Origin of the sequence: Jatrophihabitans sp. GAS493 (genome assembly GCF_900230215.1) — a bacterium.
Lineage (GTDB): Bacteria > Actinomycetota > Actinomycetes > Mycobacteriales > Jatrophihabitantaceae > MT45.
Map to the genome: position 1 here is coordinate 477,135 of NZ_LT907982.1, position 19,529 is coordinate 496,663.

At 66.9% G+C, this 19,529-nt stretch carries 16 protein-coding genes; 7 read left to right on the top strand and 9 right to left on the bottom strand.

Annotated features, from left to right (window positions below; all coding sequences use genetic code 11):
• Positions 1-35: 35 nt before the first annotated feature.
• The gene (locus CPH63_RS02175) at positions 36-2,885 is read left to right on the top strand and encodes a phosphoenolpyruvate synthase (protein ID WP_096301368.1); all 2,850 of its coding nucleotides are present in this window, start codon (positions 36-38) and stop codon (positions 2,883-2,885) included.
• Here the strand turns inward: CPH63_RS02175 and CPH63_RS02180 are convergent.
• Entirely contained in the window at positions 2,847-4,217 is a 1,371-nt protein-coding gene (locus tag CPH63_RS02180) for an L-serine ammonia-lyase (protein WP_096301369.1), read from the bottom strand. The two genes, CPH63_RS02175 and CPH63_RS02180, sit on opposite strands and share 39 nt — an antisense overlap.
• 35 nt (positions 4,218-4,252) lie before the next feature.
• A complete protein-coding gene (locus CPH63_RS02185; protein WP_096301370.1) occupies positions 4,253-4,675 on the bottom strand; it encodes an organic hydroperoxide resistance protein in 423 nt (140 codons plus the stop codon).
• Between the two features lie 63 nt (positions 4,676-4,738).
• Between CPH63_RS02185 and CPH63_RS02190 the strand changes: the two genes are divergently transcribed.
• The 3 genes from CPH63_RS02190 to CPH63_RS02200 all read left to right on the top strand — a co-directional run bounded on the left by CPH63_RS02190 (position 4,739) and on the right by CPH63_RS02200 (position 8,258).
• A complete protein-coding gene (locus CPH63_RS02190) occupies positions 4,739-5,482 on the top strand; it encodes a siderophore-interacting protein (RefSeq protein ID WP_096301371.1) in 744 nt (247 codons plus the stop codon).
• An 83-nt stretch (positions 5,483-5,565) separates the two neighbouring features.
• On the top strand, positions 5,566-7,215 hold the full coding sequence (pgm, locus tag CPH63_RS02195; protein WP_096301372.1) for a phosphoglucomutase (alpha-D-glucose-1,6-bisphosphate-dependent): 1,650 nt from the start codon (positions 5,566-5,568) through the stop codon (positions 7,213-7,215).
• Positions 7,216-7,472: 257 nt separating this feature from the next.
• A complete protein-coding gene (locus tag CPH63_RS02200) occupies positions 7,473-8,258 on the top strand; it encodes a helix-turn-helix transcriptional regulator (RefSeq protein ID WP_096301373.1) in 786 nt (261 codons plus the stop codon).
• An 84-nt stretch (positions 8,259-8,342) separates the two neighbouring features.
• Here CPH63_RS02200 and CPH63_RS02205 read toward each other — a convergent pair whose 3' ends face one another.
• The gene (locus CPH63_RS02205) at positions 8,343-9,947 is read right to left on the bottom strand and encodes an acyl-CoA synthetase (RefSeq protein ID WP_241895786.1); all 1,605 of its coding nucleotides are present in this window, start codon (positions 9,945-9,947) and stop codon (positions 8,343-8,345) included.
• A 236-nt stretch (positions 9,948-10,183) separates the two neighbouring features.
• On the opposite strand from CPH63_RS02205, the gene CPH63_RS02210 reads away from it, so the two are divergent.
• Positions 10,184-11,143 carry an acyl-ACP desaturase gene (locus CPH63_RS02210; protein WP_096301375.1) on the top strand — a complete coding sequence of 320 codons (960 nt, stop codon included), beginning with the start codon at positions 10,184-10,186 and terminating at the stop codon, positions 11,141-11,143.
• A gap of 90 nt (positions 11,144-11,233) precedes the next feature.
• On the opposite strand, the gene CPH63_RS02215 is transcribed toward CPH63_RS02210, so the two are convergent.
• The 3 genes from CPH63_RS02215 to CPH63_RS02225 form a co-directional block, all read right to left on the bottom strand.
• On the bottom strand, positions 11,234-11,794 hold the full coding sequence (locus CPH63_RS02215; protein WP_096301376.1) for a hypothetical protein: 561 nt from the start codon (positions 11,792-11,794) through the stop codon (positions 11,234-11,236).
• Between the two features lie 166 nt (positions 11,795-11,960).
• Entirely contained in the window at positions 11,961-12,416 is a 456-nt protein-coding gene (locus CPH63_RS02220) for a PaaI family thioesterase (protein WP_096301377.1), read from the bottom strand.
• Between the two features lie 90 nt (positions 12,417-12,506).
• Positions 12,507-13,703, bottom strand: a complete 1,197-nt coding sequence (locus CPH63_RS02225; protein WP_096301378.1) for a thiolase family protein — start codon at positions 13,701-13,703, stop codon at positions 12,507-12,509.
• Positions 13,704-13,858: 155 nt separating this feature from the next.
• Between CPH63_RS02225 and CPH63_RS02230 the strand changes: the two genes are divergently transcribed.
• A complete protein-coding gene (locus tag CPH63_RS02230) occupies positions 13,859-14,332 on the top strand; it encodes a helix-turn-helix domain-containing protein (protein WP_096301379.1) in 474 nt (157 codons plus the stop codon).
• A gap of 220 nt (positions 14,333-14,552) precedes the next feature.
• Here CPH63_RS02230 and CPH63_RS02235 read toward each other — a convergent pair whose 3' ends face one another.
• The 3 genes from CPH63_RS02235 to CPH63_RS02245 all read right to left on the bottom strand — a co-directional run bounded on the left by CPH63_RS02235 (position 14,553) and on the right by CPH63_RS02245 (position 17,449).
• The gene (locus CPH63_RS02235; protein WP_096301380.1) at positions 14,553-14,792 is read right to left on the bottom strand and encodes a DUF6458 family protein; all 240 of its coding nucleotides are present in this window, start codon (positions 14,790-14,792) and stop codon (positions 14,553-14,555) included.
• A 174-nt stretch (positions 14,793-14,966) separates the two neighbouring features.
• On the bottom strand, positions 14,967-16,016 hold the full coding sequence (locus CPH63_RS02240; RefSeq protein WP_096301381.1) for a biotin/lipoate A/B protein ligase family protein: 1,050 nt from the start codon (positions 16,014-16,016) through the stop codon (positions 14,967-14,969).
• Positions 16,017-16,096: 80 nt separating this feature from the next.
• Positions 16,097-17,449, bottom strand: a complete 1,353-nt coding sequence (locus CPH63_RS02245) for a methyl-accepting chemotaxis protein (protein WP_157749221.1) — start codon at positions 17,447-17,449, stop codon at positions 16,097-16,099.
• 362 nt (positions 17,450-17,811) lie between these two features.
• Here CPH63_RS02245 and CPH63_RS02250 point away from each other — a divergent pair, with 362 nt between their 5' ends.
• The gene (locus tag CPH63_RS02250) at positions 17,812-19,449 is read left to right on the top strand and encodes an alpha/beta hydrolase (protein ID WP_096301383.1); all 1,638 of its coding nucleotides are present in this window, start codon (positions 17,812-17,814) and stop codon (positions 19,447-19,449) included.
• Positions 19,450-19,529 lie beyond the last annotated feature (80 nt).

The window sequence follows — 19,529 nt, forward strand, 5'->3', positions numbered from 1 at the left end:
TGACGAAACCGGTCATCCCCTGCTACCGTCCGCGGATGGGGGAACTTAGATACCAAGTTGAACGCAAGTTTGGGGCGGCCGAGTTCAAGCGGTCCCGGACGCGCTCTCGGGCGCCGCACATACTCACCACCAGCTCAGACCGCGACCACGTCCACCGTTACGCCGGGGGCAAGGGACGCAATCTTTACGAGCTCTCCCGGCACGGCCTCCAGCCAGTCGACGGAGGGCAGAGCTTCGCCGTCCCGGGCTGGGCCGCCATCGGCAGCGACGTCTTCTCCGACGTGGTCGCCGAGCTCCGGCCGGGCGCGCAAGTGGCCGGCTCCGAGACGACCGATTCCAAGGAGACCGGCACCCCGGCGCGGCTGCGGGAGACGATTCTGCGGCTCGACCTCTCCGCCTCGACACTCGCCCAGATCGACGCCGCATACGCCCATGTCGGCGGCGGGGCCGTGGCCGTCCGCAGCTCAGCCAACCAGGAGGACGGGGCCAACCTCTCCTACGCCGGCCAGTTCGACACGTGCCTCAATGTCGTCGGCGTCGAGGCCGTCCGGGACGCCGTGCTGCAGTGCTGGGCCTCGGCCTACTCCGACCGCGCGGTGCAGTACCGGCTGGCCCACGGCATCGGGGTCGATGACGTCGACATGGCGGTGGTCATCCAGCAGATGGTCCCGGCCCAGACCGCCGGGGTCCTCTTCACCGCGCACCCGACCACCGGCGCCCCGGACCGCTTTCTCCTCTCGGCCGTCTACGGACTCGGCGAGGGACTCGTCTCCGGACACGTCGACGCCGACACCCTCACCCTCGACGCCGACACCGGCGACGTGCTCGAGGTGGCCATCGGCGAGAAGAGCGAACGCTTCGACCCGGCCGCCGGACCGGACGAGGGCGGCGGGATCGAACCGACCGACGTCGACCCCGGGCTGCGTGACGCCCAGGCCCTCACCCCGGCCCAGGTCAGCGAGTTGCACCGCGTCGGCCAACTCGTCACCAACCACTTCGGCGCCCCACAGGACATCGAGTGGGCCTTCACCGCGGACGCGCTGCACCTGCTGCAGAGCCGGCCGATCACCACAGATTTCGTGACGGGTTCGAACCGCTCCGAGAACTGCACGCAGGGTGACCTGCTGGAGGACGTGCAGCTCTGGGACAACTCGAACCTGATCGAAAGTTTCAACGGCATCACCTCACCGCTCACCTACACCGTCGCCAAGGAGATCTACTTTCGCGCCTACCGCAGCTACGCCAAGTCGCTGGGCGTGCGCAGCGCCCAACTGCGCCAGATCGACGCCTGGATGCCCGACATGCTGGGCGAGTTTCACGGACGCATCTACTACCAACTGCTGCATCGCTACCGGATGCTGCGACTCGCCCCGCTCTATAGGCTCACCCGTCGGGTGCTGGAGGTGGCCCTCGGTGTCAGCGAGCCGATGCCGGACGAGATCCTCGACCGGCTACACCCGTTCACCTTCACCTCCAACCGGCAGCGGTACCTGCGCCGCGGCCGTTCGGCGGCCATCTTCGCCCGCCGGTACCTCACCAACGACCGGGAGATCAGCGCGTTCTCCGAGCGCTTCTATGCCAGTTATCGCAAGTTCGACCAGCTGAACTACGAGCGGATGAACAGCGAGGCCATCTTCGCCACCTTCCGCCTGATGGAGGAGGAGCTGGTCGACAGCTGGGGCCCGACCATGATCGGTGACGACAGTGTGCTCATCACGGTCGGCCTCATCCACCTGCTGACCCAGCGCTGGCTGCCACAGGCACCGGCCTGGCTCATCTACTCGGCCGTGACGCCGGGGGCTGAGGTCGAGTCGGCCGGGCCGGCCGAGGCGATCCGGGCGCTGGCCGCCTACCTGCGCGCACATGGCGAGCTGGCCCAGCTCGTCTCGACGACACCGCCCAAGCAAGTATACGAACGCCTCGTCGCCGGGGATTACCCCGAGTTTTTCGGCATGTTCAACGACTACGTGCGTGACTACGGCTACCGCAGCACCGACGAGCTGAAACTCGAAGTGGCCGACCTGCGCGAAGACCCGACGGTGCTGCTGCCGATGCTGCGTAACGCCCTCAACGAGCCACCGGCCCGCAGCTCGGCCAATGACCCCGACGCCTACCTCGACGCGCATCTGCACGGCCCGCGCCGCTACCTCTACAACCGGCTGCGGAGGAAGGGCTCGCACCTGCTGGCCAACCGGGAGCGGCTGCGCTTCTGCCGCACCCGGGCCTTCGGGCTGGCCAAGCGGATGTGCCGGGCAATGGGTCGCGATCTGGCCGCCCGCGGCATCCTCGAATCCTGGGACGACATCTTCTACCTGGAGTTCAACGAACTGCGCAGCTACTTCGACGGGATTCTCCCGGCCGAGAAGCTACCGGGCCTGATCGCCGAGCGCCGGGCCCGGTCAGTCGACGACGCGAAACTCATCGCACCGCCCCGTTTCGAGACCCGGGGTAAACCCCCGAACTACACCTGGCGGCACGTCGACGACATCGACCCGCATGCCGAGCAGGTCAGCGAACTGCGTGGCGTCGCCTCCTGCCCGGGCGTCGTCGAGGGGGTCGCGGTCGTGGCCCAGACGCCTGAGGACGCGAACGGTGGCATCCTCATCAGCTACCGCACCGACCCGGGCTGGATCGCCGCCCTGGCCAACGCCACGGCGCTGCTGGTCGAGCGGGGCAGCCCGCTCACCCACGTCTGCGTGGTGGCCCGCGAACTCGGCATCCCGACCATCGTGCAGATCCCCGGCCTCACCGAGCGGATCCGCACCGGCAGTCGGCTGCGCATCGACGGGGCGACCGGAGTGATCCAGATTCTCACCGAACCAGAACAGCCAGTAAAAGAAGCGACATCAGCACTCGATGACGTTGACGGCGAGGCCGCCTCGTGAGGTCTCCTTGTACTTGTCCTTCATGTCGGCTCCGGTGTCGCGCATCGTCTTGATGACCTTGTCCAGGCTGACGATGTGCTCACCGTCGCCGCGCAGCGCGATCCGCGCGGCGTTGATCGCCTTCACCGCCGCCATCGCGTTCCGCTCGATGCAGGGCACCTGAACCAGGCCGCCAATTGGGTCGCAGGTGAGCCCGAGGTTGTGCTCCATGCCGATCTCGGCCGCGTTCTCCACCTGCTGCGGCGTCCCGCCGAGCACCTCGCAGAGCGCGCCGGCCGCCATCGAGCAGGCCGAGCCGACCTCACCCTGACACCCCACGTCGGCGCCGGAGATGGAGGCGTTCTGCACGTAGAGCACGCCGATCGCGGCCGCGGTGAGCAGGAAACGCACCACCCCGTCGTCGGAGGCGCCGGGGACGAAGCGGGTGTAGTAGTGCAGCACCGCGGGCAGGATTCCGGCCGCGCCGTTGGTCGGCGCGGTGACGATCCGCCCCCCGGCCGCGTTCTCCTCGTTGACGGCGAGGGCGAAGAGATTCACCCAGTCCATCACGCGCAGCGGGTCGGTCGAGAACTGCTCCCGGCAGAGATCCGCATAGAGCTCGGGGGCGCGCCGGCGCACCTTCAACCCGCCGGGCAGCACGCCCTCGCTGGCCAGGCCGTTGCGGACACACTCCTGCATCACGCCCCAGATGCCCAGTAATCCCTGACGAATCTCGGCCGGCTCGCGCCAGGACGTCTCGTTGGCCAGCATCACGGCGCTGACGGCGATCCCCTCGGCTGCGCAGTGCTGCATCAGCTCGGCCGCCGAGTTGAACGGGTAGCGGACCGGTGTGGTGTCCTCGGCGATCCGGTCGGCGCCGGCCGCCTCCTCGTCGACGACGAAGCCGCCACCCACCGAGTAGTACGTCCGCTCGCGCAGCACAGTGCCTTCTGAGGAGTAGGCGTGGAAGCGCATCCCGTTGGGGTGGAAGGGCAGCGACTGACGGCGCAGGAAGAGCAGGTCGTCGGCCGCGAAGTCGACCACCCGCAAACCGAGAAGATTCAGTCGGGACGCCTCACGGACCGCACTCACCCGACCGGGGATGGTCGTGGTGTCGACGCTCTCCGGCGTGGCCCCCTCCAGCCCGAGAATCACCGCCCGGTCGGTGCCGTGGCCGCGTCCGGTGGCGGCCAGCGAGCCGAAGAGCTCGACCCGCACCCGGGCGACGTCGTCGAGCAGCCCGTCGGCGGCCAGCCCGGCGGCGAAGGTGCGGGCAGCTCGCATCGGCCCGACCGTGTGCGAGCTGGACGGGCCGATGCCTACCGAGAAGAGGTCGAACGCACTGATCGCCACCGGTTCATCATGCGCCTGCCAACGACGTGAAGGGGCTAGACGACTTCCAGCGTCACGTTGATGTTCCCCCGGGTCGCCTTCGAGTACGGGCAGAACTGGTGCGCGAGCTCGACGAGCTCCTGGGCCTTCTCGTCCTCGACGCCGGGAATGTTCACCTTCAACGTGACCGCGATGCCGAAGCCACCATCCTCGGACGGGCCGAAGGAGACCTCGGCGGTGACGGTCGAGTCGGAGGTGTCGAACCCCTGCGTCTTGGCCCGGTTGGCCAGTGCGCCCTGGAAGCAGGAGGCGTAGCCGGCGGCGAAGAGCGTCTCCGGGTTCACCTTGTGCTCGGCGCCGGAGCCCGGCTGCCCCAGGTCGAAGTCGATGAGGCCGTCACTGCTGGTGACGTGTCCGGCTCGCCCACCCTTCGCGGTTGCGGATTCGGTATAGGCGACCTTGGTCAGCTCAATTGCCATGCTGGGGAACTCCTCGGATTGTGATTGTTTGTGTTCCTACCTCCCACATTAGGGTGAACGGCGATGACCTCGATACGCCGCACCCCTCTGCACACCGCTACCGTCACCGCGGCCAGCGACCTCACGCCGCGGATGCGCCGGGTGACGGTGACCGCGCCGACGCTGGTCGGGGTGGCGGTGAATCCGGCGCAGGACGTCGAGCTGGTGCTGGCCGAGCCCAGCGGGCGCCGGGTGAAACGCCGCTACACGATCCGCTTCGCCCGACCCGAGATCGGGGAGTGGGACCTGGACATGCTGCTGCATCAGGAGGGTCCGGGCTCCCAGTGGGCGGCTGACGCGAAGCCCGGAGACGCGATCACCTTCTTCGGACCCCGCGGCCGGCTCAAACTCACCGAAGCCGACTGGGACCTCTTCGTCGGCGACGAATCCTCCTTGCCGGCGATCGCCGCCCTTCTGGAGGCGCTGCACGGGGACGGGCCGGGCGGCCAGCCCCGCCGCGCTCGCGCCTTCATCGAGGTGGAGGGAGCTGGCGACGAGCTACCGATCCAGGCCGGTGATGGGGTCGAGTTGGACCTGCGCTGGATCCACCGTGGAGGGCTCGCCGCCGGGACGCCGACCGCGCTCGCCCCGCAGCTCGATGGCTTCGTCAGCGACGGCTGGACCGCCTCCGGCATCGGTCACGCCTACCTCCTCGGCGAGAGCCGCACCGTAGTGGCGCTGCGGGCGCATCTGGCCCCGCTCCAGCTGAGCACCGAACAGATCTTCACCAAGGGCTACTGGAACCTTCCGCTCGGCTCAGACCGTTAGCCAGCCCCGTCGACCGGCGGTTCGTGGTCAGTTCAGGTGTACGAGCTGTTCCGCATCGAGGCGGGTGGTGTAAGGATCAACTGGTGAACAGCCCGCGGGCCGGTCAACCGGCGCAACCATCGGATCTCGTCGACGTACCCCGCCTGGTGACGGCCTACTACTCCGAACATCCCGATCCGAGCGTCGTCGAGCAGCGCGTCGCCTTCGGTACCTCCGGGCATCGTGGCTCCGCCTTGAACACCACCTTCAACGAGGATCACATCCTCGCCACCAGCCAGGCGATCTGCGAGTACCGCCAGGCGCAGGGCATCGACGGGCCGCTCTTCCTGGGGGCGGACACGCATGCTTTGAGCGCTCCGGCCACCGCCTCGGCGCTGGAGGTCTTCGCGGCCAACGACGTCACCGTCCTCATCGACTCCCGCGACGGCTACACCCCGACCCCGTCGATCTCGCGGGCGATCCTGTCGCACAACTCTGCCAATACCGCCGCGGCCCACCGGGCCGACGGGGTGGTGGTCACCCCGTCGCACAACCCACCGCGGGACGGCGGCTTCAAGTACAACCCACCGGACGGCGGCCCGGCCGGCACCGAGATCACCGGCTGGATCCAGGACCGGGCCAACGAGATCATCGCCGGCGGGCTGAAGGAGATCAGGCGCACCACGCTGGCCCGGGCCCTGGCCGCCGACACGACGCAGCGCTACGACTTCCTCGACGCCTACTGCGCCGCGCTGCCCGAGGTGATCGACCTGGAGAGCATCCGCCGGGCCGGCGTCCGGATCGGCGCCGACCCGCTGGGCGGGGCCAGCGTGGCCTACTGGGGCGAGATCGGTTCGCGCTTCGGCCTGGACCTGACGGTGGTGAATCCGAACGTCGACCCCACCTTCGGCTTCATGACGCTGGACTGGGACGGGAAGATCCGGATGGACTGCTCGTCGCCGTCGGCGATGGCTTCGCTGATCAGCCGGCAGCAGGATTTCGATATCGCGACCGGCAATGACACCGACGCCGACCGGCACGGCATCGTCACCCCGGACGCCGGGCTGATGAACCCGAATCACTACCTGGCCGTCGCGATTCAGTACCTCTTCGCCAACCGCCCCGACTGGCCGGCCAGTGCCGCCATCGGCAAGACGCTGGTCAGCTCGTCGATGATCGACCGGGTGGCCGCGTCGCTGGGACGGACGCTGCTCGAGGTGCCGGTCGGCTTCAAGTGGTTCGTCCCCGGCCTACTCGAGGGATCGGTGGCCTTCGGCGGTGAGGAGAGCGCCGGGGCCTCCTTCCTCAAGCGGGACGGCTCGATCTGGACCACCGATAAGGACGGCATGATTCTCTGCCTGCTGGCGTCGGAGATCACCGCTGTCACCGGCCGTTCCCCCTCGCAGCACTACGACGCCCTCACCGCGCAGTTCGGCGCTCCGGCCTACGCCCGGGTCGATTCGCCGGCCTCGCGAGAGCAGAAGGCGCTGCTCGGAAAGCTCTCCCCCGAACAGGTGAGTGCCACCGAGCTCGCCGGCGAGACGATCACGGCCAAGCTCACCGCCGCCCCCGGCAACGGCGCCGGCATCGGCGGCCTCAAGGTCACCACCGAGTCCGGCTGGTTCGCCGCCCGCCCGTCCGGCACCGAAGACGTCTACAAGCTGTATGCCGAGTCCTTCCGTGGCGCTGAGCATCTGGCCGAGATCCAGGAGGAGGCGCGGGGCATAGTCGCCTCCGCTCTCAACGTCCGTTGAGACTGAAAATCTGATTTAGACGAAACGTCTAAGGTCAAGACCGGAGCTACCGGACAAATATCCATGGCAACCCGCGGAGATCGCGACCTTTGCGCGGTATGCCGGATAATTGGTTGCCCGCGAAACGACATAACTAGGTGGATCTGTTGCACAATGTGTCAGTAACGGACACCGGATCGCAGCAGCAGAACATCGCGTAACAGCGCGGGCGGAGTACGCAACTACCGAATTGCGGTCATCTGACGTCGGGGGAGCTCATGAGTGCGGTGCGGACGCCTCACCGAGAAGACGACGATGCCCTCTACGCGTCGCTGACCGTCGAGCCGACCTCGCCGATCCATCCGCTCCAGTTCACCGCACTACGGGCAGAGGACACCGTCGAGGTGGTCCACGGCCGAGCCGGCGTGGAGCAGGCGCTGCTGCAGGCCGTTGCTGACTGCCGCACCGAGTTGACCGCTCTCTCCGCCGGCCGCGGACAGGGACGACTGGCCCCACCGATGCGGCAGGCCGGCGAGACTGCCCGGCAGAACGGCGCCGTCAACCGGGCGATCTTCCACTACGCCGAACTGCGGGACGAGGCCACCGCCGACTACCTGCGCGAGATGACCCGGGACGGGGCGCAGGTGCGGCTCACCCGGGTGGTACCCGGGCAGGGGCTGGTGATCGACCGCCGGATCGCGCTAATCCCCTTCTCCTCGGACGAGTCGCCGGAGGAGGTCTCGCTGGCCATCGTCCGGGAGACCGCGACCGTCGGGTGGGCGCTGGCCTGTTTCGAACAGTTCTGGATGACCGCCACCCCGATCGAGGAGGTGCCGGGCTGGGCCGAGTGCGCCTCACCGGCCGGGCGAGTGCGCCTGGACCCGACCCGGGTGAAGATTCTGCGGTTGATGGCCGACGGCGAGAAGGACGAGGTGATCGCCCGCCGGCTGTCGATCTCGGTACGCACCTGCCGGCGGCACATCGCCGACTATCTGGAGCAGGTCGGCGCGGCCAGCCGCTTCCAGGCCGGTGTCATCGCCGCCCAGAGTGGGCACCTGCGCTAGCCGTCTCCCCGCATTCAGATCCCCGAGTTCAGGTCCCCGCGTTCAGATCCCCGCGTTCAGGTCCGCAAGAACAGATCTGCAAACTCAGACGTCGAGGGCGCGCAGTTCGTTCTTCAGCACCTTGCCGGTGGCGTTGCGCGGCAGCTTCTCCAGGAAGCGGACGTCGCGGGGAACCTTGTAACGGGCCAGGTTCTCCTTCACGAACGCACGGGCCCCCTCGTCATCCAGCTTGGCGTCCGGCTTCAGCACGATGAACGCCGCCAGCCGCTGCCCGAAGGCGTCATCTTCGACCCCGAGGACCGACACGTCGAGCACGTCCGGGTGGCTGATGAGCAGGTTCTCCACCTCGAGCGGGAAGACGTTCTCGCCGCCAGAGACGATCATGTCGTCGTCGCGGCCGTCGACGAACAGGCGCCCCTTCTCATCGAAGTGGCCGACGTCGCCGCTGGAGAGCAGCCCGTCGATGATCTGCTTGTTACCCCCGTCGGTGTAACCGCCGAAGGCGAGGCTGCTGCCGGCGAAGATGCGACCGACGGCGCCAACCTCCTTGATTTCCTTGCCATTCTCGTCGTATAGGCGGACCGTGCAGCCATGCGGCGGGTACCCGACGGTGCCCGGCGCCTCGCGCCAATCCTGCGGGGTGGCGACGCTGATCACGGCGACCTCGGTCGAGCCGTAGAGGTTGTGGATGACATCGCCCCAGAGCGCGGTGACGCGCTGCCCCAGTTCCGGCGACAGTGCGGAGCCGGCCAGGAAGATGATGCGCAGCGGTGAGAGGTCGTAGCGCTTGATCGTCTCGTCCGGGAGGTCGGCCATCCGCTGCAGCATGGTGGGCACGGCCACCAGAGCGGTACAGCGATGCTCGGCCATCGCGGCCATCGTCGCCTCGGGGTCGAAGCGGCGACGCACCACCAGCTTCGCGCCGAGGGAGAAGGCCATGATGAACTGCGAGAAGCCGGTCGCGTGGAAAAGCGGGGCGGCGATGAAGATCGGCTCGCCCTTCCCCAGTGGGATGCGCTCCAGGAAGTAGGCGGCGGCCAGCGGCGAGGTGACCTGCCGGGGCGCGCCCTTCGGCGTTCCGGTGGTGCCGCTGGTGAGCAGCACCAGGCCGCCGGAGTCCTTCGGCGGGGCGGCGACCGGTGCGTCGTCGGTGCCCTGGATCAGCGATTCGATATCGCGCAGCCCGTCGCTCTGGGCCCCGGGCACGTCCTGCCACCCCAGATAACGAGTGACGTTAGCCGGCAGCGCAGAGAGCAGGTCGGTGAACTCCTCGTCGTAGACGATCACATTGACGCCCTCGCGGGCCGCGACATCGGCCAGCTGCGGCTTGCTGAAGCCGGTGTTCATCAGCAGCAGCTTGGCCCCGACCTTGGCCGAGGCGATGATCGAGTCGACCAGGCCGCGATGATCGCGGCAGAGCACCGCGACCACTGACTTCTCGTTGACCCCGGCGGCCATCCAAGCCCGGGCCAGCGCGTTCGAGCGGCGATCCAGGTCGCCGTAAGTGAGGACGCCGCGCTCGTCGGCCAGTGCGGAGTGATCTCCGTGACGCATGGCGCTGGCCGCGGCGGCTCCGGCGACCGGGCCGAGGCGGCGCATGGCGATGAGCGACTGGAGGCCGTGGTCGAGGCGTAGCGGCACGATTCCCCGCCGGACCAGTACACCGGCGTTGTGTGCGGAGTCGGTCATTTTCGCCAGAACGCTTGGCATCGAGGTCCCTTCGCGCGGCCGATCGGCCACCATCCTGAGTTGTTCCGTACGGACGGTACCGTGTATTTCCCCGGCACGGAAGACGAAGCGGATCAGCGCCGTCAGTCAGGGTCCGATGGCCAGCATTTCGTTAGGTAACGCGTACTGCGCGTACTACTTACGCAAGCGTAGGTTAGACGTGCGAAGGACTGACCACTTCGGCTTGGAGACCTCATATGACGATCACCGCCACCGGTCTGGGCACCGGCCCAGCGGCGAACCAGACCCGGCTTCTGCATGAGCTGGAGCAGGTTGTGGAGACGAACCTCGAGCGGCACCTGAGCGTCGCCAAACCGTGGCAGCCACATGACTACATCCCGTGGAGCCGTGGGCGTGACTTCGCGTTTCTCGGCGGCGAGGACTGGCAGCCGGAAGATTCCCCGCTGGACCCGGTGGCCAAGACGGCGATGATCGTCAACCTGCTCACCGAGGACAACCTCCCCTCCTACCACCGCGAGATCGCCACCCGCTTCGGGCGCGAAGGCGCCTGGGGGCAGTGGGTCGGGCAGTGGACGGCCGAGGAGGGGCGGCATGGCATCGCGCTGCGCGACTACCTCGTGGTCACCCGCGGGGTCGATCCGGTGAAGCTGGAGGCCCTGCGGATGGAGCACATGACGGCCGGCTACGACTCCGGCGACAAGACGATGCTGCAGGCGACCGCCTACGTCTCCTTCCAGGAGCTGGCCACGCGGGTCTCCCACCGCAACACCGGCAAGGCCACCGGCTGTCCGCTGGCCGAGCAGTTACTCAGCCGCATCGCCATGGACGAGAACCTGCACATGATCTTCTACCGCAACCTCGTCGAGGCGGCGTTCCAGATCGACGCGGACGCCACCATGTCGGCCATCCGCGACGAAGTGGTCGGCTTCCAGATGCCGGGGGCGGGCATGACCGACTACCTACGCAACTCGGTGATCATCGCCAAGGCCGGAATCTATGACCTGCGCCTGCATCACGATGCGGTGGTCGCACCGATCCTGAAATACTGGCGCGTCTTCGAGCGCGACGACTTCGGCCCGGAGGGTGAGCAGGCTCGCGAGGAGCTGGCCACGTTCATGGCCACCCTGGATGCGCAGGCGACGAAGTTCGTCGAGCAGCGGGACCGCATGCAGGCTCGCGCCGCCGCCCGCGCCTGACTAGTCGCGTCTCCGGCGAACGATCCTGCACTCTGGGGGCTCTGGGCCACATAGTGCAGGAGGTTCAGCGCGCGTTTGCCCGACCTGGCCTCAGATCAGCTGGCGGTGGTCGCTCGGTTCGGGGTCCGGCGTCACCGGGTCGTCCTCATCCCGCCCGTCGCCGCCCTGGCACTGGGGGCACCAAGGCTGCAACCGTCGGTGCGTCGAATATGAGGCGATCAGGTAGATCATGCTCAGCTGTAACGCGGCCCAGAGAATCCGGGTGGCGGCGTTTGGATCGACACTGACCAGCAGGTTCACCGCGACCAGGGCCAGCAGATAGCCGACGACGATCTTCTTGTTCCCCCCGGCGTGGGCCACCCGGAAGCGGTTCTGGTAACGCGCGGCACTCTCGCTCGGGTTCAGTGGCATCGAGGACATGCAGCGTTCACAGAGGCGACGGTCGTGCTGGCGCATCAACGTCCAGGTGCCCAGAACGACAAACATCAGCAAAACAGGGAGTGTTATCGCCAGCGTCGAGGTGCCGTCCTCGATCGGGTGCACGCCGAGCGCGACCGCGGCGATGATCGCGGCAACCAGAATCTGCGGAGCGAAGTGGCCGAGTTGCCAGCCGATGCGACGCGGCTGCGCGCCGCCGTATGTGTATGTCATCTCTGATGCCCCCGCACCTCGATGGTGGAGCTTTCCACTGTAGGCGGAGGTGCGGCTCCGGTCTAGGAGCTGGGCGGTAGTTGAGACGTTGCCCTCAGCGCCCGGACGGAACCGGTCGCCGATCCTTCGACGACCGGAATGTCCATAAATACAAGGGCTATACGAACTACGCGTCCGGTAGCGCCTGATTGAAGAGGCGAACCTGCCCGCGGGCGATCGCCTTCCCCGCGCTGTTGGTGAGCTCGGCCGACCAGAGCTGAAGCGTCCGTCCCTGCTGGATCGGAGTGCTCACGACGTCCAGGCGGCCGCGGACGTGCGGGCGAAGGAAGTCGGTCTGATTGTTCACCCCGACGGCGAACATCCCCTTATCTTGTACGGCGAATGAGGCCCCGACGCTGGTGACGCTCTCGATGACCGTTGCGTACAGTCCGCCGTGGGTGATCCCCCACGGCGTGTGATGCTCCTCGGTTACCTCCAGATGCGCACGCACCTCGGTCGCCGTGATCAGGTCGAACTGCAGGCCCACGGCCTGCAGGAATAAGCTGGCTCGACCCAGCTCCACCGCCTGCAGCGGGTCGGAGATGGGGCCAACCGCAGGGTCAGTCAGAGGTGCTTGCGTCATCTATTCTTCCTTGTTTCATTGTCGATACTCGAACTATTCGATCGTCGAACTCTTCGACGATCGTCGGAGTGGAGAGAACCCGGACTGGAGTCAGTCGAGTCGCTCGATGATCGTGGCGTTGGCCAACCCGCCCGCCTCACACATGGTCTGCAGGCCGAACCGGCCGCCGGTCTGCTCCAGCACCGACAGCAGGGTGGTCGCCAGCCGGGCGCCGCTGGCGCCCAGCGGGTGACCGATCGCGGTGGCGCCGCCATTGACGTTCACCTTGGCCAGGTCGACACCGGTCTCGGCCTGCCAGGCCAGCACCACACTGGCGAACGCCTCGTTCACCTCGAAGGCATCGATGTCACCGATCGACAGGCCGGCCCGGGCCAGCACCTTGCGGGTCGCCGGGATGACCCCGGTCAGCATCATCAGCGGATCGTCGCCGACCACGGCGAAGGAATGTAGCCGAGCTCGCGGTCGTAGCCCGAGACGGGCCGCCGTCTCGCTACTGGCGATGAGCACGGCGGCCGATCCGTCGGTTATCGGGCTGGAGTTGCCGGCGGTGACACTCCAGTTGATCTGCGGGAAGCGCTCGGACATCGCGTCACTGTAGAAGGCCGGTTTGAGACCGGCCAGCACCTGCACCGAAGTTCCGGCCCGGACGGCCTCGTCCCGGCTGAAGTCGATCACCTCGCCACTGGCCGTCTCCACCTTCAGCGGAGCCACCTCGCGGTCGAAGCGGCCGGCGGCGGCGGCGTCGGCGGCGCGCCGATGGCTCTCTGCGGCGAACTCGTCCAGCTGGGTGCGGGTGAAGCCCCACTTGGCGGCGATCAACTCGGCGCTGATCCCCTGCGGGATCAGTCCGTCCGGGTAGCGGGCCTGGACCCCGCTGCCGAACGGGTTCTGCCCGATGAGGTTTGCCCCCATCGGTACCCGACCCATCGACTCCACGCCGGAGGCGATGACCAGGTCGTAGGCCCCGGCGATGACACCCTGGGCGGCGAAGTGGATGGCCTGCTGGCTGCTGCCGCACTGCCGGTCCACCGTGGTGGCGGGCACGCTCTCGGGGAGCCCGGCGGCCAGCGCAGCCCACCGGGTGGTGTTGTTGCTCTGCTCCCCGACCTGACCGACGGCACCACCGATGACGTCGTCGATGAGGGCCGGGTCGATGCCGGTGCGGGCGACGAGCTGACGGATCGAGTGAGCGTGCAGGTCAACGGAGTGCACCCCGGCGAGGCCGCCGTTCGGCTTCCCCTTCCCGATCGGGCTGCGTACCGCGTCGATGATTACCGCGTCTGTCATGACTGACTTCCTTCGAAAGCGACTGAAGAAGCAAGCAGGCGACTCCCCGGACGCATACCCCTGCGATGCGAGCGGGTTTGAGAATCAAACCTACTGATCGGAACGCTAGCAGAGCGAGTTTGATTTCACTACCCACCAGGGGCGAGAATTGTGGAATGTCAGGTACGACCGAGATTCATCAGCTGCCGACCCTGCCGGCCACCCCGGAGCCGTACGTCCGCGAGTGCACCATCGCCGACGCCCTCGCCGTCATCGGCGATCGCTGGTCGCTGCTGGCCATCCGGGAGATGTTCTACGGGGTGCACCGCTTCAACGACATCGCGCGTAACACCGGCGCGCCGCGGGACATCCTGACCAGCCGGTTGCGCAAACTCGTCGATACCGGAGTCCTGACCCGGGAGCAGTACAGCGAGCGCCCGGCCCGCTTCGAGTACCAGCTGACCGACGCCGGGCGCGCCCTCTCACCAGTGCTGCTCACCTTGAAGGAATGGGGGGACACCTACCTCATCGAGGGGGTGCCGCCCGTGCGCTACCGGCACTCCTGCGGCTCGGAGCTGCACGCGGTGGTCACCTGCCAGAACTGCGAGCAGCCGCTGGCTGACCGATCACTGCGCCTCATCCGAGACTGACCCTGCTCTCGTCGCCTCACTGCCGAGTACGCATATTTCCGCGCTTGGAGAGTTTTGTTCCCGGATTCCGGGAACAAAACTCCCCAAGAACTACGGACGGGCGTCGAGTCGCGAGCACGGGCAGACCGTTCAGCTAAGCGACCTGGAAATGGACCACGCCTGGCCGTCGACGGACGGCCAAGCGTGATGAGGGGGGCGTGATGAGGGGGGAGGGAGGAGCTTAGATGCGCGGCTCAACCGTGCTAGCCGGCTCGACGTAGGTCGCACCGTCGGGGCGGTACACGACGTCAGTACGGCGACGGGCCGTCATCATGATCAGGGTAAGGACCAGGCCGGCGGCACCGACGACCATCAGCACCACGCCAACGGTCGAGAGGTCGATCCCGTTTACCTGTTTTGTCACCGCGAAAGTAAGGATCGCGCCGACTGCGATGAGAAAGAAGCTTGCACCGATTCGCATGATTACTCCCCGTGTCTGACCCCGGTGGGGGTCGCTTGATTGACTCAGAGGCTCCATGCCTCGGGGAGTTTGATACCCAGCTCGCAGAACATCCAAACCGCCGGATATCGACTAGGGAGGGCTAGGGAGGGCTAAGGAGGGCCTAAGGAGGACCTAAGGAGGGCGAGCCAGTGACTAGGGAATGCGGTTGGTCCACTCGGGTGTGCCGAACTTCGTCTCGACGAGCTCCGATGCCCGTAGCAGTTCGGCGTCGGTCACCTCGTCCGGCTTGAGCCCGTAGCGACGAGAGAAGCTGGCCAGCATCACGTCGATGACCGTCTCCCGCGGCAGCCCGGTCTGGGAGCGCAGCGGGTCGACCCGCTTGGCCGCGCTGGCCGTTCCCTTCATCGACAGCTTCTCGCCGCCGATTCGCAGCACCTGAGTCATCTTCTCCGCATCGATGTCATACGACATCGTGACGTGATGCAGCACGGCCCCGGTTCCCAACCGCTTCTGGGCGGCGCCGGCTATCTTCCCGTCCGGGGATGCGATGTCGTTGAGCGGCTGATACCAGGCCTTGATCCCCAGTTCGTGCAGCGCCGCCAGCACCCAATCGTCGAGAAATGCATAGGAATCCTGGAATGAGAGTCCCTCGACCAGTGAGCCCGGGACGTAGAGCGAGTAGGTGATCGTGTTCCCCGGCTCGACGAACATCGCGCCGCCGCCGCTGATTCGACGCACCACCTGGATGCCGTAGCGTTCGGCACCCTCGGCATTCACCTCATTACGGACCGACTGGAATGACCCGATAACCACGCAGGGTTCAGACCACTCCCAGACCCGCAGGGTGGGTGGCCGACGCCCGGCGGCGACCTCCTCCAGCAGCGTCTGATCCATGCTCATGTGGTAGAGCGGCGAGCGCGGGGGCTCGTGAATGAGCTGCCAATCGTGATCGGTCCAGCTGGTCGCCGCCGCCAGCGCCCGCCGGACCGCGGTGGCCACGCTGGCTGTACTGAAGCCGTACATGACGGTCTCCGGCGGGAGGGCGCGCTGCACGACGGCGGACAGTGACTCGCCGGTGGAGTTCGCCGGTTGGCCGTCGAGGGCTTCGTTGATCAGCAGCAGAGCCTCATCCGGTTCGAGGAAGAAATCGCCGGATACCCGTACATTCCTCAGGGTTGCGTCGACGACGTCGAGGTCGACCACGACCAACTTGCCCCCTGGCACCTTGAACTCGCCGTGCACTTCGACCCCACTCCCGGTAGTTACTAGTTCAAGTAACTCACGAATACGGTCGAAATAGTCCCAACCTGTGGGCTATCAGCCTACTTTCCGGCAGAGTTCGGGCCCTGTTCACCGATGCTGGCCAGTTCCTTGATCACATCCGCGATCTGCGATGCGCCGTCGGCAACATGCCCGAACGTGTCCCGGGTCTGGGCGGTGATCACCGACTGCTCCTCGACGGCCGCGGCGATGGTCGTGGTGTAACCGTCGATCTGGTCGATGACCTCGGAGACCTGCACCATCGACTCCAGCGCATTGCCGGTTCCGGAGGTGATACGCGCGGCGATGGCGCTGATCGTGTCGGTTGCCGTCGCGGTGTCCCGGGCCAGATCCTTCACCTCGGCGGCGACAACCGCGAAGCCCTTCCCCGCCTCACCGGCTCGAGCGGCCTCGATAGTGGCGTTGAGGGCGAGCAGGTTCGTCTGCGCGGCGATACCGGTGATGACCCCGACCAGGCGGGTGATGTCCTCGACCTCGTCGCCGAGGGCGGAGATGACGGTGCTGGTTCCCTTCACCAGGTCGACCGCACCGGTGGTGACGACGGAGACATTGCTGACGTTGGTCGAGATCTCGCGGATCGCCGAGTCGATGGAGGCGACCGCGGTGGCCGCAGCCGAGACACCCTCGGAGACGTTGCCGGATGCGCCGCTGAGTGAGTGGATCTGCTCGTCGACGCTCTCCCGGCTCTCGCGGGCCTGGGCGTCGGCCGCGGCGAGAGCCCGGTCGTTCTCGAGACGCTCGGCGTTGTTACGGCGTTCGGCGTCCAGCTGGTCGGCGAGGGCCTCACGGGCCTGGGTCTCGGCGACGGTCGCATCGATCTGGGAGGCCTCGGCGAAGCGCCAGAAGGTGATCTGCGCGGCGGCCGCGCCAAGAACGAAAGCGGCGTGGATGAGGGCCCAGAGAACCGGCTTCTGCGCCTCGGTGCTGCCCATCGAGAAGAGGTGCATGGGCATCCAGATCGCCATCGCGAGGTGGTGCACGGCGGTGAAGGCTACGGCGATGAGGTAGACCGACCAGCTCTGGTAGAGCGCGATGAAGCCGAGGACGACGAAGAATTCGAAGTGCGCCGAGACGGAGCCACCCATCAGTTCGACCAGCGTGCTGGCGCTGCCGAGGAGGGCGATCGAGGTCGCAATCGAGGCGACGGCGCGGTTCTGCGTGATTCCGGCGATGGTGGCCGGCAGCAGGATGAGGACGGCGCCCTCGATGAGCGCGCCGCGAGTCCCGAACGAGCCGAAGAGGGCGAGCCCGACCAGTAGCGGAACGTGCAGCAGCAGCACGGCCTGGACCACCCGGTGCCGCTGCTTCCAGGCGGCGTCGCTGAGCGGCAGACCGATCGGCAGGAGCGCGAGCAGACCGGTGCGGTGCTGGTTGGCGCTGGCTGGCTGAGTCAAGACAGTTCCTCGTCTGGGTAGGGACGTTTCCCCCTCTATCGGCAGGCCACGATCGGACGTTAGGCGAGCTATTGGCCGGTCAAATAATCGGCGAGTAGTCGGACGGCAGTCGGCCGATACGGGGCGGCAGTCTTGCCCGGAGTGGCCGACCGTTGCCCGGCAGAACGTCGAATCCGGCGACCCGAACGACGTTTCGCGGGGCGGAGCGCCAGTAGAGCGGTCAGCAGAGCGGTCAGATGAATCTTTCGGCCGAACAGGCTGTACACGCCGACGGCTCTTGACCGGCCACCTACTCATGGGTGAAAGTCAACTAAGAATTCGCAATGAGCTGATCAACCGATCCGGGCCCTTGGGGGATTTTCGTGAGGAAGTTAATCGCTGCGTTCATCGCGGCCGTAGTTTTGCTCGGTTTCGCCGCCACGGCCCAGGCCAGTCCGGTCGCTAAATCGCCCGCGCCGGCCGCTGAGTACACCCCGGCACCGATAGTCTGGGGCCCGTGCGACAGTCCGACGCTGCAGTCCTTCGGGGCCCAGTGCGGCATGCTGACCGTTCCGATGGACTACGCGAAGCCCAACGGCACGAAGATCCAGCTCGCTGTGTCGCGGGTGTTGCACACGACAACCGACTACAAGGGCGTCATGCTCGTCAATCCAGGTGGCCCCGGCGGCTCGGGGCTCATCTACTCCGTCTTCCAGACCTTCGTTCCGAACGGTGGCGGGGCGCCTTACGACTGGATCGGATTCGACCCCCGTGGCGTCGGTTCCAGCGTCCCGGCGCTGACCTGCAACCCGAACTTCTTTCACGGTGACCGACCCCCGTACGAGCCGACCACGTCCAAGATCTACAAGCAGTGGATCAACCGCTCGAAGGCCTACGCTGCCGACTGCAAGGACGCGGCGAGCAGCGCGCTGTTCAAGCACGTGAAGACCACCGACTCGGTGGCTGACATGGAGAGCCTGCGCATCGCCCTCGGCCAGCAGAAGACCAACTACTACGGCTTCTCGTACGGGACGTACCTGGGCTCGGTCTACGCCACGCTGCACCCGACGCGCGTGGGCAAGTTCATCTTCGACGGCACCGTCGACCCGCAGCGGGTCTTCTACAAGAGCAATCTGGATCAGGACCGCGCGTTCCAGAAGACCTTCGACATCTACTTCACCTGGCTCGCGAAGTACAACAGCATCTACCACGTCGGTGCGACTCAGGCGGCGGTCCGGGCGAACTACTTCAAGGCATTGCGTCAGCTCGACCAGAAGGCAGCGGGCGGCATCCTTGGCGGCGACGAACTGATCGACGTCTTCACCTCCGCCGGGTACTACGTCTACGACTGGGAGGACATCGCTCAGGCGTTCTCGGACTACATCAACCAGGGCGATGCGACGGCGCTGATCGCTCGCTACGTAGATGCGAACCCGACCACGACCGGTGCCGACAACGGCTACGCGATGTATCTGGCCACGCAGTGCACCGACGCGCCGTGGCCGCAGAGCCAGCAGAAGCTGGACCAGGACAGTTACAAGCTGGTGAGCCAGGGTTACAACTACTTCACCTGGAGCAACGCCTGGTTCAACGGTCCCTGCGCGTACTGGAAGTTCCAGGCGAACCAGCCGGTGGACGTCACCGGCGCGAAGGTCAAGACTCCGATCCTGATGATCGGCGAGACCTACGACGCCGCGACGCCGTTCGCCGGCAGTCTGGTCGTGCGCAAGCTCTTCCCGACCGCCTCCCTGATCGAAGGCCTGGACGGGTCGACGCACGCGGGGTCGTTGTCGGGCGTGGCCTGCACGGACGACACGATTGCCACCTATCTGCTCACCGGCGCGGTGCCACCACGCAAGAGCGGCAACCAGTCGGACAAGATCTGTCCGCCGGTGCCGCAGCCGACCCCGACCCCAGCGACGGCCGCGGCGGCGTCCTCCGCGTCACGGGCCGGGACGGGCCGGGCGCAGGTGCTCGACCAGCTACGGGCGACGGTCGCATTCTCGGCCACCCACGGCTGATTCCCGGATTGGGCGGTCGACAGTGGGTGTGGTGGATGCCGACGCCTACCGGTAACTCATTCGCGTGAGCGACCGGTACG

Bases quoted from the DNA above. Each gene is read 5' to 3' on its own strand.
- CPH63_RS02220 (WP_096301377.1), bottom strand. From the start codon at position 12,416: ATGACGCAAGCACCTCTGACTGACCCTGCGGTTGGCCCCATCTCCGAC.
- CPH63_RS02230 (WP_096301379.1), top strand. From the start codon at position 13,859: ATGTCAGGTACGACCGAGATTCATCAGCTGCCGACCCTGCCGGCCACC.
- CPH63_RS02225 (WP_096301378.1), bottom strand. From the start codon at position 13,703: ATGACAGACGCGGTAATCATCGACGCGGTACGCAGCCCGATCGGGAAG.
- CPH63_RS02210 (WP_096301375.1), top strand. From the start codon at position 10,184: ATGACGATCACCGCCACCGGTCTGGGCACCGGCCCAGCGGCGAACCAG.
- CPH63_RS02175 (WP_096301368.1), top strand. From the start codon at position 36: ATGGGGGAACTTAGATACCAAGTTGAACGCAAGTTTGGGGCGGCCGAG.
- CPH63_RS02190 (WP_096301371.1), top strand. From the start codon at position 4,739: ATGACCTCGATACGCCGCACCCCTCTGCACACCGCTACCGTCACCGCG.
- CPH63_RS02200 (WP_096301373.1), top strand. From the start codon at position 7,473: ATGAGTGCGGTGCGGACGCCTCACCGAGAAGACGACGATGCCCTCTAC.
- CPH63_RS02235 (WP_096301380.1), bottom strand. From the start codon at position 14,792: ATGCGAATCGGTGCAAGCTTCTTTCTCATCGCAGTCGGCGCGATCCTT.
- CPH63_RS02205 (WP_241895786.1), bottom strand. From the start codon at position 9,947: ATGACCGACTCCGCACACAACGCCGGTGTACTGGTCCGGCGGGGAATC.
- CPH63_RS02215 (WP_096301376.1), bottom strand. From the start codon at position 11,794: ATGACATACACATACGGCGGCGCGCAGCCGCGTCGCATCGGCTGGCAA.
- CPH63_RS02185 (WP_096301370.1), bottom strand. From the start codon at position 4,675: ATGGCAATTGAGCTGACCAAGGTCGCCTATACCGAATCCGCAACCGCG.